19 protein-coding genes are annotated in these 13,537 nt (G+C 65.0%); 10 read left to right on the plus strand and 9 right to left on the minus strand.

Annotated elements, in window-relative coordinates; all coding sequences use genetic code 11:
• Positions 1–21 precede the first annotated feature (21 nt).
• Together MUG98_RS13955 and MUG98_RS13960 are read right to left on the minus strand one after the other, a co-directional pair.
• On the minus strand, positions 22–753 hold the full coding sequence (locus MUG98_RS13955; RefSeq protein WP_265108052.1) for a GNAT family N-acetyltransferase: 732 nt from the start codon (positions 751–753) through the stop codon (positions 22–24).
• 164 nt (positions 754–917) lie between these two features.
• Positions 918–1,862, minus strand: a complete 945-nt coding sequence (locus tag MUG98_RS13960) for a cell division protein CdpA domain-containing protein (protein ID WP_265108053.1) — start codon at positions 1,860–1,862, stop codon at positions 918–920.
• Between the two features lie 126 nt (positions 1,863–1,988).
• Between MUG98_RS13960 and MUG98_RS13965 the strand changes: the two genes are divergently transcribed.
• The 6 genes from MUG98_RS13965 (at position 1,989) to MUG98_RS13990 (ending at position 6,246) form a co-directional block, all read left to right on the plus strand.
• Positions 1,989–2,276, plus strand: coding sequence for a DUF5789 family protein (locus MUG98_RS13965; protein ID WP_265108054.1), 288 nt, complete (start codon positions 1,989–1,991; stop codon positions 2,274–2,276).
• A 6-nt stretch (positions 2,277–2,282) separates the two neighbouring features.
• Entirely contained in the window at positions 2,283–2,981 is a 699-nt protein-coding gene (locus MUG98_RS13970; RefSeq protein ID WP_265108055.1) for a CPBP family glutamic-type intramembrane protease, read from the plus strand.
• A 116-nt stretch (positions 2,982–3,097) separates the two neighbouring features.
• On the plus strand, positions 3,098–3,538 hold the full coding sequence (locus MUG98_RS13975) for an RDD family protein (RefSeq protein ID WP_265108056.1): 441 nt from the start codon (positions 3,098–3,100) through the stop codon (positions 3,536–3,538).
• A 122-nt stretch (positions 3,539–3,660) separates the two neighbouring features.
• On the plus strand, positions 3,661–4,125 hold the full coding sequence (locus MUG98_RS13980) for a DUF302 domain-containing protein (RefSeq protein ID WP_265108057.1): 465 nt from the start codon (positions 3,661–3,663) through the stop codon (positions 4,123–4,125).
• A 99-nt stretch (positions 4,126–4,224) separates the two neighbouring features.
• Positions 4,225–4,998 carry a PHP domain-containing protein gene (locus MUG98_RS13985; RefSeq protein ID WP_265112462.1) on the plus strand — a complete coding sequence of 258 codons (774 nt, stop codon included), beginning with the start codon at positions 4,225–4,227 and terminating at the stop codon, positions 4,996–4,998.
• A 135-nt stretch (positions 4,999–5,133) separates the two neighbouring features.
• Complete coding sequence (locus MUG98_RS13990; RefSeq protein ID WP_265108058.1) at positions 5,134–6,246, plus strand: AI-2E family transporter; 1,113 nt, start codon at positions 5,134–5,136, stop codon at positions 6,244–6,246.
• 6 nt (positions 6,247–6,252) lie between these two features.
• On the opposite strand, the gene MUG98_RS13995 is transcribed toward MUG98_RS13990, so the two are convergent.
• From MUG98_RS13995 to nreA, 3 genes are all read right to left on the minus strand, one after another.
• Positions 6,253–6,447, minus strand: coding sequence for a hypothetical protein (locus MUG98_RS13995; protein WP_265108059.1), 195 nt, complete (start codon positions 6,445–6,447; stop codon positions 6,253–6,255).
• Positions 6,448–6,565: 118 nt separating this feature from the next.
• Positions 6,566–6,826, minus strand: coding sequence for a hypothetical protein (locus MUG98_RS14000; protein ID WP_265108060.1), 261 nt, complete (start codon positions 6,824–6,826; stop codon positions 6,566–6,568).
• 77 nt (positions 6,827–6,903) lie between these two features.
• Positions 6,904–8,205, minus strand: coding sequence for a DNA repair protein NreA (nreA, locus tag MUG98_RS14005; RefSeq protein WP_265108061.1), 1,302 nt, complete (start codon positions 8,203–8,205; stop codon positions 6,904–6,906).
• 578 nt (positions 8,206–8,783) lie between these two features.
• Between nreA and MUG98_RS14010 the strand changes: the two genes are divergently transcribed.
• Both MUG98_RS14010 and MUG98_RS14015 read left to right on the plus strand, forming a co-directional pair.
• Positions 8,784–8,963: an HVO_2753 family zinc finger protein gene (locus tag MUG98_RS14010; protein ID WP_265108062.1), complete on the plus strand. Its 180-nt coding sequence runs from the start codon at positions 8,784–8,786 to the stop codon at positions 8,961–8,963.
• A 12-nt stretch (positions 8,964–8,975) separates the two neighbouring features.
• Positions 8,976–9,242 carry an elongation factor 1-beta gene (locus tag MUG98_RS14015; RefSeq protein WP_265108063.1) on the plus strand — a complete coding sequence of 89 codons (267 nt, stop codon included), beginning with the start codon at positions 8,976–8,978 and terminating at the stop codon, positions 9,240–9,242.
• A gap of 145 nt (positions 9,243–9,387) precedes the next feature.
• On the opposite strand, the gene MUG98_RS14020 is transcribed toward MUG98_RS14015, so the two are convergent.
• The 3 genes from MUG98_RS14020 to MUG98_RS14030 all read right to left on the minus strand — a co-directional run bounded on the left by MUG98_RS14020 (position 9,388) and on the right by MUG98_RS14030 (position 10,962).
• Positions 9,388–9,636 carry a hypothetical protein gene (locus tag MUG98_RS14020; RefSeq protein ID WP_265108064.1) on the minus strand — a complete coding sequence of 83 codons (249 nt, stop codon included), beginning with the start codon at positions 9,634–9,636 and terminating at the stop codon, positions 9,388–9,390.
• Positions 9,637–9,771: 135 nt separating this feature from the next.
• Entirely contained in the window at positions 9,772–10,446 is a 675-nt protein-coding gene (locus MUG98_RS14025; RefSeq protein ID WP_265108065.1) for an RNA ligase partner protein, read from the minus strand.
• A gap of 75 nt (positions 10,447–10,521) precedes the next feature.
• On the minus strand, positions 10,522–10,962 hold the full coding sequence (locus tag MUG98_RS14030) for a hypothetical protein (RefSeq protein WP_265108066.1): 441 nt from the start codon (positions 10,960–10,962) through the stop codon (positions 10,522–10,524).
• A gap of 126 nt (positions 10,963–11,088) precedes the next feature.
• On the opposite strand from MUG98_RS14030, the gene MUG98_RS14035 reads away from it, so the two are divergent.
• A complete protein-coding gene (locus MUG98_RS14035) occupies positions 11,089–12,207 on the plus strand; it encodes an RNA ligase (RefSeq protein ID WP_265108067.1) in 1,119 nt (372 codons plus the stop codon).
• Positions 12,208–12,268: 61 nt separating this feature from the next.
• Here MUG98_RS14035 and MUG98_RS14040 read toward each other — a convergent pair whose 3' ends face one another.
• Positions 12,269–12,952, minus strand: a complete 684-nt coding sequence (locus MUG98_RS14040; protein ID WP_265108068.1) for an MBL fold metallo-hydrolase — start codon at positions 12,950–12,952, stop codon at positions 12,269–12,271.
• A 238-nt stretch (positions 12,953–13,190) separates the two neighbouring features.
• On the opposite strand from MUG98_RS14040, the gene MUG98_RS14045 reads away from it, so the two are divergent.
• Entirely contained in the window at positions 13,191–13,412 is a 222-nt protein-coding gene (locus MUG98_RS14045) for a DUF7979 domain-containing protein (RefSeq protein ID WP_265108069.1), read from the plus strand.
• Positions 13,413–13,537: the final 125 nt, after the last annotated feature.

Consider the following 13,537-nt stretch of genomic DNA (forward strand, 5'->3'; position numbering starts at 1 on the left):
CTGGATCGGGGCCACTCCCGATCACAGCTCGTAGGCCATCATCACCTCGTCGACGTGCTCGCCGTCGATCGTGTAGTGGTTCCGGCGGATCGCCTCCGTGTCCCAGCCGTGCATCGTCAGGAACTCGAGCGCGTCGTCGTTGACGACCGGAATACTGTTGTAGACTTTCCGGTAGCCGTTCGCCTCGGCCCACTCGATACCGCGGTGGAGAAGTTTGCTTCCGATTCCGTGGCCGCGATAGGCCTCCTTCACTCCGACGGTTTGCTGTGCGGTTCCCTGTACCTGCTCGACCTGTGGCAGGTCGAGGTGAGTCCAGCCGACGACGTTGCCGTCGACGGTCGCGACGAAGAACATCCTGGATTTCACGGTGTTGTGCCTGTTCACCGCGTTCTCGTAGAGGAGTTCCGCGGCGATCGTCTCGGCGACGACGTACGTCTCCTCGGACGTCACGTCACGGATGGTCTCGACGAGCCCCTCGAAATCCCGCTGGCGCGCCGGCCGGACAGTGAACTCGAAGCCGTTCTGTTCGTACGTCTCGATGGCCCCGAACTCGAGTGCGAGCTGTAACGTCCCGTCGTCTTCCGTGAGGTAGCCGTCAGCCGTTAGCGCCTCGAGGTGCGTTTCGAACTCCGACGCCGGGAGTTCGACGACCTGCCGTAGTTTGTGGCGTTTCACGGTTCCGTGGCGTTCCACGTACTCGTAGATCCGTTTGCGGTCTTCCGACGAAAACGCCGGTCGCTCAATCGCGCCCATAAACTCCGTACGACAACGAGTCGCTTAGTGTTTGTCTATCGGTACCAATTACCATAGTCTATCGACGCCGATCGCACCGGCCGGCGACGTCGAGAGCGGGTAGACAGGAACGGTCGATCGTTCGACGCGAGAATTCGCGGGCACAACGGCTGACGGACGCCGAATCAGCGGCGATTCGGCGTCCACTCCTCGCACGCGTCCATGTCGTCCATCGCCGAGTCGTGTCGGGCGCAGTAGGGGACCATTCCCGAGGACGAGCGGACGTACTCGAAGTGACTGCAGTTGCCACAGTATCGATCGGTGAGTTCGTCCGCCGTCTCCGGCGTATCGACGGCTTTCGCGCCGCGGCTGTCGCCGCCGATCGGGGACGAGACGTCCGTCGTCGTCGATCCGCCGTCGCTGGTCGCCGCGCCGTTGGGACCGGCGAGTCTCGATCGGCGACCGGAGGCTGCGCCTCCGCCCGTCCCTGTTCGCGACTGCCCGCCACTCCCGATGGAAGGTGCGGCCGCGTCGGACTCGTTCGTCTGCGTCTCCACGTCACCGTCGGGCGTTCCGCCGAGGAACCCCACGCCGCCGAGTCCCCCCGTGTCGCCGCTCTCGTCGACCTCGACGATCGTCTGGTTGTGGCGGGTGACGTTCATCTCGAGCATGCCGCCGGGGTCGTTCCGGGTCTTGAAGTTGACGATCGCGGCGAACAGACACCAGATCGCGATAACGAGCCCGAGCAGGTAGATCGCGGACACTTCCAGCGTAAGGTCCTGCCCGTATCCCCGCCAGTGGTCGGGGTAGGCGTGCCAGAAGAGGGCGACGCCGAGCAGGCAGAGGCTCGAACTGATCGCGGCGGCCGCTCGGACGCGACGACCCGCCGGCAACACGACGAAGACTCCGACGAGTGTAGCCGGGACGCCGACCCCGGCCAGCACCCCCGCGGCACGCACGGCGGCGTAGTGATCGCCGACGTACGCCACGAACAGATCGGTTGTCGCCACGAGCACGGCCACGACCGCGAGTATCGCGCCGAGACAGACGAGGGCCGTCCCCGCGTACAGCCGCCGGAGGCTCGCTCCCTCCCGTGCGGCCCCGTCGTAAACCTCCGTCAGGCTAGTCATGCGAGCGTATTCACGCTCGGACCACAAAACGGTATGTCAGACACGTTTCGTCAAAGAGAGAGGATCGGCTCGTGGCCGACCCCGGGAAACGAAAGCTTGAATCGCCACGCTCGAGAACCACCGCCTATGAGCGACGAGGACGACGAGGCGGAGCCGGCCGTATCACTCGGAGAGCAGACCCCCGTCGAGGGGGCACCCCTCGCCCGCGTGACGTCACGACTGACCTGGCCGAAAGAGAAGAGCGAAGTCGATCGGCTCGAGGGCGACAGCGTGATCCGGACCCCCGACGGCCCCCGAGAGCTGTCGGCCGTGCTCGAGGAGATCGACGAGACGTACTTCCAGCGTCACCAGGAGTTCGAGCGACACGTCCGCCAGGTCGTCGGCACCGGGCCAATCCCGACCGCAGACGAGTGACGAACCGTGGCCACTGAAGAGGACCGGACGCTGAGTGGCTGGGCGCGCGCCCAGTTCGACCGGCTCTCCTGGTTCCAGAAGTCGTTGCTGACCGGGGCCGTCCTGACGGCTGTGTGGATGCAGGTCGTCCCCGGCGAACTCGGCCGCCGGGCGATCGTCGACAGCGTCCTGCTCATCGGCGGCCCGCTTGCGCTCGGGTTCTCGCAGGGCAGACACATCGGCTGGACCGTCGACCGCGTCGCGGTCCGGAACGCGGTCCTGCTCGCGATGTTCGTGCTCCCCTTCTATCTCGTCGGATCGACGCTGCCGACCATCCGGACGTTCTACCCGATGTGGGAGACCTCGGCCGCGCCGGCCGAGTTTCTCCCCCACGCAGTGAAGCTCTTCGCGCTCGCACTGGCCGCCGAGACCTACTACCGGGGACTGCTCTGCGTCGGGGTCAGGGAGATCGGGTTCAAGGCGGTGTTCATCAGCCCCGTCGTCTACATGATCCACCACTCCTCGAAACCCCCGATCGAGTTCCTGCTGTCGGGGCCGACCGACGTCCTCTTCGGAGCGGTCGACTACGAGTCGAACTCCATCCTCCCGTCGGTGATCGCCCACGGCGCCGGCCTCGTCCTGCTGGACTGGCTCGTGTTGCACGACCCGCTGTTCGATCCGCTCCCGTACCTGCAGTATCTCGAGTGGCTGCCGCTCCCGCTGTGAGTTCGGGGACGGCGACCGGTCTCCGATCGGCGATCGAGGGCCAGTTCGGATTCTGGCCGATAACGTACGGAATCAATAGGTATTTTACGTCTGGATTAACCAGTCGAAATACCGAAATGAGTCGGCGGAACATCGGACGCCACGACTACGCTGGATTGCTCGAACGCGGGATCGCGTGGTTCGTCGACGGCATCGCGCTTTTCGTCATCGCGATCGTCGTGCTGATCCCGCTTCTCGTGACGAGCGGCGGGCCAGAGAGCGCACGGGGAATCGAGGGGCTGGCCGCGCTGTTCGGCCTGTTCCTGTCGACCGTGTATTACGCCGGGTCGGAAGCGAAGTGGGGACAGACGCCCGGGAAGATGCTGGTGAGGATTCGCGTCGTCCGCACCGACGGACGCGGCTGCACGGGCGCGGAGGCGGTGCTCCGCAATATCACGAAGGTGCTCGGCGGCGGCGCGTTTCTATCGGTCATCGTCGCCATCGTTCTCATTCTGGCGACGGAAGAGAACCAGCGCCTGGGCGACCTCATCGGGGAGACGATCGTCGTCAACGTCTAGCTCGAATCGGTCGGGAGAACGACCGACCGGCGTCGACCGATCGGTCGAAACTCGGCACCACCCCCGAACTCCGGGCCCGTCCCACAGCCACTGTTATGCACCCCCCGCCCGATGTGTCACGTATGAGCCTTCCCATCGACCCGGCGGCGATCGATCCCGACGAGTACGGCGAGAAACAGGCGGTCCTCGAGATGGACCACGAGGAGGCGATAGAACACGTCCGCGAGGTGTGTCTCGACGTCGGTTTCGGCATCCCCGTCGAGTTCTCGCCCTCGGAGTTGCTGAACGAGAAAGTCGACGCCGATCGGGACCCGTACTACGTTCTCGGGGCCTGTAACCCCGCAATCGCCGACAGAGCGCTCGACGAGACGATGCGCATGGGCGGACTCTTCCCGTGTAACGTGATCGTCTGGGAGGAAGAGCCTGGCCGCCAGCGGGTCTACCACGTCTCGATCATGAAAATCGCCCGCCTGCTCGGCATCGCGCCGGACAACGAGGCGTGGGCGGATATCATCGATACCACCGGCGAACTCACCGAAGAGACCTTCGCAAAACTCGATTCGGTCGAGACCGAGGTCACGGACTGACGGCCCGCGAGGATCGGGACCCGCGATCGGCGTTCGCACCTGTTGCCACTGCTACCCCGCCTTTTAGGACGGCCGACGGCGTACCGGGAACCGGTGACACTGCACGCGGACTTTCACGTCCACTCGAACTACTCCGATGGACAATCTCTCCCCGAGATGGTCGCGGCAGCCGAACGCGCGGGACTCGACGCCGTCGGGATCACCGATCACTGCAACGTCTCGGCCCGATCGGTGCCGATGCAGGCCAAGCGAGAACTCGGGTTCAACCTCGATCTGACGTACGAGCGACGACGAGACGCGCTAGACCGGTTACGAGCGGCGGCCGACGTCTCGATCTACGACGGCGTCGAACTCGACTACGATCCTCGGGACGAACCCGAACTCGAGACGTTCGTCGACGAGGCCGGGTTCGATTACACCATCGGTAGCGTTCACGAACTCGACGGCGAGTGCATCTTCGACCGATCGTCCTTCGCCGACTGCACCGAGGCCGAACGCCGGACGCTCGTCGACGACTACTACCACAAGATCGTCGCTCTCCTCGAGTTCGACGCGTTCGACGTCCTCGGCCACGTCGACGCGATCGAGCGAACGCCGGAACTGCGCGGCTACGCGGGCACCGAGCACTACGAGCGCGTCGCCGACGCCCTCGTCGAGTCGTCGACGGTGCCGGAGATCAACGCCGGGACGGTGACCGTGGAGTACGGGAAGTACCACCCCGCGCCGGAGTTTCTCGAGGTCCTTCGCGACCGTGACGTTCAGTTCGTCCCCGGCACCGACGCCCACCGGCCCGACGAAGTCCTCGATCGAGTCCCGCTGCTCGCGGACCGGTTCGCCGAGGTCGGACTCGAGTCGACGTCGCCGGTGGCCTGATCCGCCGGTCGCGCCCCACACCGGTGACAGGCGACGGACTCCGAACGGGAACTCGGGATGCCCGGGGTCGACACTCGCCTCCGGTTAGCACGCCGAAATGTCAACGTTTACGTACGTGAGGGGCGAGATCGGAATATGGACATTCGAACGACATTTTTCGCCCTCCTGCTCGTCGCCCTGGGGGCCATCACGATCCTGATGATCGCCCCGCTGTTGCAGTACGTGATGGCCGCCTGCCTCCTCGCGTTCGTGCTCTATCCCGCCCACGAGCGACTTCGAGCGCGTATCGGCTCGCGCCCGTCGGCGTTCGTCATCACCGGTTTCGCGGTCGTGGCTGCGGTGGTTCCGACCCTCTACGTTTCGATCGTCATTCTCCAGACGACGATTTCGTATCTCGACGGGTTCGACGACACGGTCGTCATCGAATCGCTCAGGGAGGTGGCACTCCAGATCGGCGTCGACGACGAGGCGTTCGGCGTGGTACGCGAGCAGGTCATCGCCGAAATCGAGGGCTCGGTCGCGAGCGCCGTCGAAACGGTCCTCCGCGAGATCGTCGGCCTCCTGAACGCCAGCATCCGGATGAGCGTCGGCCTGCTGGTCCTCGTGTTCGTCCTCTACTACCTGCTCCTCGACGGGGCCACGTTCGTCGCCTGGCTCGCCGACGTCATCCCGCTCGAGAACGACATTCGCGACGAGTTGTTCACGGAGGTCGAGACCGTGACCCGGGCCGTGATCCAGAGTCACGTCCTCGTCGCGGTGGTCGAGGGCCTCCTCGGCGGGTTCGGATTCTACCTGCTCGGCGTGCCAAACGTCGCGCTGTGGACGGTCGTCATGATCGTCGTCTCGTTCTTGCCGGCGATCGGGATCTGGCTCGTCTGGGCCCCTGCCGTCGTCTATCTCGTGACCGCGGACGAGTTGGTCGCCGGGCTGGTGCTGCTGGCGTACGGGCTGACCGTCCTGTCGATCGTCGACAACTACCTGCGGGCGGTTTTCGTCGATCACGGAACGGGTCTCCACCGTGCCGTCGTCCTCGTCGGCGTCATCGGCGGGATCTACCTGCTCGGCATCATGGGGCTGTTCCTCGGTCCGGTCGTTCTCGCCGTGTTCAAGGCCGGGCTCAACGTCTTCAACAAGACGGCCCTTGCGAGTGGCGATCCACAGGTCGAGCCAACGGCGACACCGGTACCGGACACCGAGAGCAGGACGTCTGATCCGGACGGGGAGAACGCAGCCGCAGTCTCCGAGTAGGTCGCCTCAGCCGCGATCCTCGATCGTCTCGGGATCGTCGTCGTCCGCGTCTGTCCGCTCCGCGATTCGCCGATCGATGTCGGACTGGAGGACCCCGGAGACGATCGCGAGGGCGGCGACGACGAAGATCGGGACCCCGACGAGGAGGACGAGCATCGCTAGTACCGCGAGGAACTCGGAACTGACCAGCGCGGGCCACATACGACCGCAAACGGGTTCGACCGGCTTAGGCACCGGGGATCGAAGACGCCGCCCGTATCGAGGTCCCGACGCAGCGGGCTACGTCGACGCCCGGAGACGCCGGCCGGCCGCTCCTCGATCAGTCCTCGTCGCGGTCGCGATCGGCCTCGAGGTGTTCGATGCGACGTTCGAGGGACGTCACCCGTCGTTCGAGTGCGGCGACGTCGCCGTCGGCCGGTGCAGGCGCTCCGGTGCCGTCGTCGCCGCCGCGAGTCAGAATCCAGATCACGGCTCCGATACCGACGACCGGAACGAGGACGAAAAGCAGAACGAACAGGAGGATCAGGAGTTCGGGACCACCGGGCGCACCCGGAACGAAGAGGGGAACGAGCGGAACCATACTGGCGTTCGAGCACGCGTCACCAAAAGTGTTCACACACTGATCCGAATCCGATCGTCGATCCCGACCCCGGCGGGCTACCCGTCCCTCGAGAACGCCGAGAGATTTGACTGGACCGCCGCCGCGAGTTCGGACTTGCGCTGGAGTCGCTGATAGGAGACCGGCAACTGCGTCGCGACCTCCGCTACCGCTCCGTGGAACGTCTCGGCCTCGCCGTACTCGCCCTCGAACGCGTTGCGCACGCTCTCGCGAACCTGCCAGACGCCGACCGGTGCCCAGTAGTCGTCGCTCACCTCCCGCAACACCAGACACTTCGCCTGTCGGCCGATCGACGCGAGGTACTCGAGGACGCCGAGTCGGGCGGCGTAGTACGCGCCGGCGGTTTCCTCGACGTAGCTCGATCGGCCCTCGTATCCTTCGCTCGCGCTCGCGAGCCAGACGTCGTCGCCCGGATCGGGGTTCCAGATACTGCCGGGCGCTTTCATCTCGACGAGTTCGAACTCCCAGTTACCGGGCGCGAGAACGACCCAGTAGCGGTTCCCCATGTACTCGTTGGCCCAGACCTGGACCTCGTCGATGCTCGACTCGGTCCGGATGCGCCCGCGAAGGAACTGCCCGATCGTGTCGTCGACGGCGGTGATCGACCACCGCGTCGGCACGAGGCGGCGCTGGTCGGTCTCGCCGAGCGCACCGGCCGAGAGGATCGAGTTGATCTCGTAGACGTCGAAGCCGCGCCGGTAGAGGTAGGTCATCGCACCCTGGGCCTGCCAGTCGTCGTCCTCTAAGGTCTTCTTGACGGGTCTGGGGACGTGCGGGTTCTCCCGCAACTCGGCGTTCCGGGCGTTCGCCCGTGGACCGCGGGGCGTCGCGACGTCGGTCCCCGCGTCGAGGCCGAGATCCGGCGCGTCGTCGAGGCCGATCTCCAGATCGACCGGCCGATCGGCGATCGCGACCTCGCGCTGGACGCCGACGAAGCCGTTCCAGGCGTCGTGAACCGACGGCGTCAGTCTGCTCGCGATGCTCGGCGAGTCGACGTTCGCGCGTTTGTTCGAGTTCAAAAGCCCAGTTCGGCGCTGCAAGACGTCGTCGATCGCGTACCCCTGCCGGTACCACTCCCCGTCGGTGACGTACTCCTCGGCCGCCGCCTCGTCGCCGACGGGTGAGAGCAGTCCCACGGGAATGTTGGGGTAGTTCGATCGCCCGACGAAGATCGAGGGTGCGGTCGACCCGACGAGCGTGTCGCCGCTGACCGCGTCGTCGAACCGTTGCTCGAACTCCGCGAGGTGGTCCGTGATCGCGTACGACTTCTCCTTCGCGAGACGCCGTCGCTCGGCCTCCTCGTCCGGTTCGAGTTCCTCGATGTAGTCGTCGAGGCGCATTCACTGGCTGTAGGAGCGGCCCGGGTTTGAATGTTGAGTTCCGGCCGGCGTCCGCGCCCGAGACCAGACTCCGGATTTGCCTCTCCTGATTCGCCTTCGAGAACGCTATGTGCATCGACACGTGAGCGAGCCAGCGATCGAAGCGAACCGCTCGATCGGCGCTCGATCGGACGTTCTGTACGTATCGAGTACGGCACGAAGTCAGAGGCAGAGGTCCGGACGGGCGTTCCACCACCGAACCTCGGTTCGCCATTTCGGCCGGACCGTAAAGTATCCGGACGCGTATTTTCTGGCTCAGAAAACGCTGGCGGGCCCGTGAAGTCGGCGCTACCGCTACTCCGGGTTACTGGCTGACGTCTGCTCCCGGGTTACTGGTTGACGTCTGCTTCCGAGTCACTGGGCAATTTCTGCTTCCGAGTTCCCGGGCGACTTCTGCTCCCTGGTTTCGACGCCCCGCGGGCCCTGCAGTAGGTCGCGATCGACCCCACCGAGGTCCGATCGCTGCCACCCGTGGCCGTGGTGGTCCACCGAATTCTGCTATCGAGTAGTTTAAAAACGGCGGGCGGGAAGAGGTGGGTATGAGTACGACGGACGACCGCGAGACGCGTTCCTGTGTCTCCTGCGGGATCAACATCGCTGGCACGAACGCCGCCGCGTTCAAGTGTCCCGACTGCGGGCACCAGATCTACCGCTGTGCCAAGTGCCGCAAGCAGAGCAACCTCTACGAGTGCCCCGACTGCGGATTCACCGGCCCGTAAGGTGTTCGAACGATGGGAAAAGTAGCTGCCAAAATCAAGGTCATGCCGGACAGCCCCGAAATCGACCTGGACGCACTCCAGGAACGCCTCGAGAGTGCCCTCCCCGAGGGTGCCAAGATCAACGGCGTCGAACGTGAGGAGGTCGCGTTCGGCCTCGTCGCACTCTACCCGACCGTGATCGTCCCGGACGGCGCTGGCGGCACGGAGACCGTCGAGGAGAACTTCACGGACGTCGAGGGCGTCGAGAGCGTCGGCGTCGAGAACGTCGGCCGGATCTAGCGGGAGCCCTTTTTCGCCGACTTCGAACAGTTCCGCGAGCGGCGGCGCTCGCGTCAGTTCGTTTCCACGGAGTCTATCGAACCGCGTTCGCGAGGCCGATCGAACCGCGTTCGCGGGACCGATCGCGACCGGTGAGCAGGCGCGATCAGTGGTCGTGGTCGTTTCCGTCGTCGTCGTGACCGCCGTCGTGCTCGTGGGACTGCTCCCCGTTCTCGAGGACCGCACGAACCTCGTCGTTGAACCGTTCGAGCTGTTCGACGGCTTCCGCGGGGAGGTCGTCGTCCGGCGCGGTCAGCCCGGGCTGGTCGGCGGGGTCCGGTCGGCCGACCACGACGCTCCCGACCATCCCCTCGTCCTCGTGTGGGGTACAGGCGCGAGTATTAATACTGGTCATGATACAGTAGTCGAAATCCGGAGTCAGCGGCGGTTTCGATCGAAATCCGTCTTCAGAAAACACGTATCACCATTTCGTACGATTACTCGTCGTAATCAGACCCGGGGCCGAGACCGGGACGGCGGTCACACCCTTCTAGTCGATCGATCGCTTCGATTCGGGATCGACGGCCGCGAGATACTGCTCCAGCAGGTCTGGGAACTCCCGGCCGCGGAGGTAGCGCAGGCCGAAGTCCTCGGTCCAGTCGATGATGCCCTTGTCCTCGGTGACGACGCCCGCGTCGAGTTCTCGGGCGAGGATCAGGAGGTCGAAGTCCTCGCGGGAGTCGAGCACACCGGTGCGCATCGCGCCGCGGTACTTGTCCCGCAGGTCCGAGATCACGGCGTCGACTTCGGTCTTGTGCTCGTGCTCGTCGAGCGGTTCGTCGGCGCTTCGTTCGGCGCGCCGGACCGCCTCCTCCGAGACGCGCAGGCCGCGGTTGACCCGATCGCTCATCTCGTCGACGAACGTGTAGACGACGTTCGCGGGGATCGAAATCTCGTACCGATCGGGGTGTTTGCGGATGACCCACGTGTTGAGCAGCGCGAACGTCTCGTCGCTGATGCCCCGGTCGGCAAGCATCGTCGTCAACTCGTCGTGGATCGTCGGCGGCACGTAACAGGAGATACCGAGGTTGAGGCGGGCGTTCGCGATCAACTCGAGCAGTCGGCACACGGCGTCCTCGATCGACTCGTCGTCCGCCCGGATCTCCTCGGTGATAAACAGCGACGTGTCGAGGACGAACCGCTGTTTGAACGCCTCGCTGGACATGATCGACGATAGGGGCCGAACCGGGAAATAAGTAGGTCTCGGGCGGCCAGGGTAGCAGCGATCGACGGCGGCTCGTTACGGGTCGTCCGTCTGGGGCCCTTTCGCGCCGAGATCGGCCTCGGAGATCATCTCGGCCCCGGTCGGGGAGAGGTCGACGGTCACGTCGCCGGGAACGGCCTTGCTGATCTCGTCCACGTTGCCGGCGAGCACCGTCAGGATGTCCTGCGGATCGACGTAGATGAGCATGTTGCCGTCCTGGCCTTCCGTCACGAGCTGGAGGTCGTTCAGGACGACCTGGTTCTCCTGGATCGACGCGGAGACGACGGGCAGCGAGGCCGGTTTTCCGGGCTCGTCCTCCCGGACTTTCCGGATGTGAACTGCGTCGAGGTCGATGACCTCCTTGTACTCCTTGATCCGCTCGGCGCAGTCGACCATGTCGTTGATCACCTGCGTCCGCTTCTCGTTGCCGTGGTCCCCGTCGAGACAGTGCTGGCAGACGCGGAGTTCGATCTGCATGCGGACGAGTAGACACTCGACGCCGATGAGAATTCCGCTTCGCCGATCGGGATGCCGGATCACGGATCTGCGGACCCGCGCCGGTCGGGGCGTGATTCTTCCGTCGGCGCGGTGTATCTCCGGTCGATGAGTGATACCGAGTACCACAAACAGCTCGGGATCGGGAAATCGGCGTTCGACTCGCTCACGGAGCACATGGAGGATCGACGCTACGACGGGGTCGAGTACCGTCACGTTCCGGACTACCGTCGCGGCGTCGAGCGCGGCACCGCGTTGATCGCGGGCGAGGTCGTCCGGGGATTTCCCAAGATCCCGCGCACGCTCGTCCTCGAGACGGGGATCCCGAACTGGTTCGACGACGAGGTCGTCGTCGAGGAGAAATTGAACGGCTACAACGTCCGGTTCGCCCGGATCGACGGCGACGTCCTCGCGTTCTCGCGGAGCGGCATGGTCTGTCCGTTCACGACCAGGTTCGTCGATCGCCTCGTCGATCTCGAACCGCTCTTCGACGCGTATCCGGAGGCGATGGTCTGTGGCGAGATGATCGGCCCGGAGAACCCCTACACCGTACACGACTACCCCGACGTCGACTCGCTGGCGTTCCGGGCGTTCGACTGGCGCGATCGACAGTCCGGCGATCCGCTTCCGGTCGACGAACGGCGGGAGCGGTACGACCGATTCGATATCCCACAGACGCGGTACTTCGGCAGCTACGACGTCGACGACGCGGCCGGCGAGGTCGGTCGGCTCGTCCGCGAACTCGACGCCGAGGACCGGGAGGGCGTCGTGATGAAATCACCCGACGGCACCGAGCAATTGAAGTACACGACGTCGGCCGCGAACCGGGGGGACCTCGCATACGCCTTCTCGCTTCCGTTCGATTACGGGCAGGCGTTCATGTTCCGCCGGCTCATCCGCGAGGCGTTCCAGACGATCGAGTGGGACGAGTCCGCGGACGAAGCCACGGACCGCGCACACGAACTGGGCGAGGCGATCCTCCTCTCGATGCGCGACAGCATCGAGACCGTGGAAGCGGGCGAGACGGTCGGTGAACGTCACACCGTCCGGGCCAGCGCGGAGACGATCGACGTCCTCTTCGAGCATCTCCGGGGACAGGGACTCCGGATCGAGGTCGAGGCCGATCGGCGCGAGGACGGGGACCGGGTCGTCACGTTCTGCAAGCGGACGCAGGCGACGAACGACAAGATCCGGAACTATCTCGATGGCCACGTCGTCCAGGAGTAGGTGACGAAACTGAGGAAGTATACGACGAGGCTGGGGATGACGCCAGCGATCGCGGGAGGCCTCAACTCCGGAGATTCTCGTGAATTTCCTCGATTCGTTCGCTCCCCGCGTCGACGTAGCCGCCGTGATAGCACAGCGTGTGTTCGACGTCGCGTTCGGCGAGTCGACCGACGGATTCCGTGGCACGGCTCAGGTCCGCCGTGAACTCGGGTTTCGGTCCCTCGAGCGGAGCGGCCCCGTCGGCGACGAGCGCGTCACCGGCGATCAGCAACCCGTCCTCGGGGAACGAGAGCGAGACGTGCCCCGGCGTGTGCCCGGGGGTCGCGACGACCTCCATCGGTCCCGCGAGCGTCGGAATTCGGACTCCGTCCGCGAGTTCGATGTCCACCTCGACCGGTTCGTACCGGTCGCCGTCGCCCTTGATCGGTTCCCGATCGCCCCTGACGTACGGTGCCTCGTCGCGATGGGTCGCGACGACTGCGTCGACGCGATCGAGCACCGCCGTCAGCCCGCCGACGTGGTCGCCGTCGTGGTGTGTGCAGACGATCAGCCAGACGTCCGTGAGCGCGTATCCGAGATTCTGCAGGTGGACCTCGAGCGAATCCACTGCACGCTGCGGTCCGACGTCGATCAACACTAGCCCGCGATCGGTCTCGACGACGGACGGCGTGATCGTCAGTTGGCGACCGCCGTACTCGACGTCGATCGGCAGTGCGTGAACGCCAGCTTCGTCGTGGTCGTGCATACGACACCGTTCGTCGGGGACCGAGAAAGGCTTGGGTTCTCTTCCGAGTCGTTCGCCGAGCCTCGTCACCGAACGGTCGCGGGTCCGGACCGGCGTGCAGCGGACGGTCGATCGTCGATCCAGCCGGAGCCATCGTTCGTTCAATTCAAACGGGTTACAACGCCCTCGCTGTGTACATTCGTCGACTATCCGGGACAAAATTGAATATCTTCCAGCCGCAACCACGAGGCACCGTCCCATGAGTCAGAACGTCACACTGGAACCGGTCGACGACGTTTCGGAGGACTCCACCGTCTGTCACTACGACGAGTTGAGCGAAGCGGCGAAAGAACAGTTCCCGATCCTCACCGACGATGGTCGCCGGAACGACCACGTCGACGTCGACGACGATACCATCGACGGATTGCGACGGTGTGACTTCGTCAAATACACCGACTACTACGCAATTTCGGTGAACTGAACGCTCTCGATCGGAATCCGCTTCTGGGGGCGCTCCCGTCGGGGTGCGCCGATTCACACACTCGTCGACGTCAGTCGCTACTGCGCCTTCAGGACCGCTATCACCGTCTCGTCCTCCCCGGCCGC

The sequence above is a fragment of the Halosolutus halophilus genome (assembly GCF_022869805.1).
GTDB lineage: Archaea > Halobacteriota > Halobacteria > Halobacteriales > Natrialbaceae > Halosolutus > Halosolutus halophilus.

Excerpts from the sequence above, each read along its gene's own strand:
- MUG98_RS13965 (WP_265108054.1), top strand. The coding sequence starts at position 1,989 with ATGAGCGACGAGGACGACGAGGCGGAGCCGGCCGTATCACTCGGAGAG.
- MUG98_RS14015 (WP_265108063.1), top strand. The coding sequence starts at position 8,976 with ATGGGAAAAGTAGCTGCCAAAATCAAGGTCATGCCGGACAGCCCCGAA.
- MUG98_RS13975 (WP_265108056.1), top strand. The coding sequence starts at position 3,098 with ATGAGTCGGCGGAACATCGGACGCCACGACTACGCTGGATTGCTCGAA.
- MUG98_RS13955 (WP_265108052.1), bottom strand. The coding sequence starts at position 753 with ATGGGCGCGATTGAGCGACCGGCGTTTTCGTCGGAAGACCGCAAACGG.
- MUG98_RS13960 (WP_265108053.1), bottom strand. The coding sequence starts at position 1,862 with ATGACTAGCCTGACGGAGGTTTACGACGGGGCCGCACGGGAGGGAGCG.
- MUG98_RS13995 (WP_265108059.1), bottom strand. The coding sequence starts at position 6,447 with ATGTGGCCCGCGCTGGTCAGTTCCGAGTTCCTCGCGGTACTAGCGATG.
- MUG98_RS13980 (WP_265108057.1), top strand. The coding sequence starts at position 3,661 with ATGAGCCTTCCCATCGACCCGGCGGCGATCGATCCCGACGAGTACGGC.
- MUG98_RS14040 (WP_265108068.1), bottom strand. The coding sequence starts at position 12,952 with ATGCACGACCACGACGAAGCTGGCGTTCACGCACTGCCGATCGACGTC.
- MUG98_RS14030 (WP_265108066.1), bottom strand. The coding sequence starts at position 10,962 with ATGCAGATCGAACTCCGCGTCTGCCAGCACTGTCTCGACGGGGACCAC.
- MUG98_RS14025 (WP_265108065.1), bottom strand. The coding sequence starts at position 10,446 with ATGTCCAGCGAGGCGTTCAAACAGCGGTTCGTCCTCGACACGTCGCTG.
- MUG98_RS14045 (WP_265108069.1), top strand. The coding sequence starts at position 13,191 with ATGAGTCAGAACGTCACACTGGAACCGGTCGACGACGTTTCGGAGGAC.
- nreA (WP_265108061.1), bottom strand. The coding sequence starts at position 8,205 with ATGCGCCTCGACGACTACATCGAGGAACTCGAACCGGACGAGGAGGCC.
- MUG98_RS14000 (WP_265108060.1), bottom strand. The coding sequence starts at position 6,826 with ATGGTTCCGCTCGTTCCCCTCTTCGTTCCGGGTGCGCCCGGTGGTCCC.
- MUG98_RS13990 (WP_265108058.1), top strand. The coding sequence starts at position 5,134 with ATGGACATTCGAACGACATTTTTCGCCCTCCTGCTCGTCGCCCTGGGG.
- MUG98_RS14035 (WP_265108067.1), top strand. The coding sequence starts at position 11,089 with ATGAGTGATACCGAGTACCACAAACAGCTCGGGATCGGGAAATCGGCG.
- MUG98_RS14010 (WP_265108062.1), top strand. The coding sequence starts at position 8,784 with ATGAGTACGACGGACGACCGCGAGACGCGTTCCTGTGTCTCCTGCGGG.
- MUG98_RS14020 (WP_265108064.1), bottom strand. The coding sequence starts at position 9,636 with ATGACCAGTATTAATACTCGCGCCTGTACCCCACACGAGGACGAGGGG.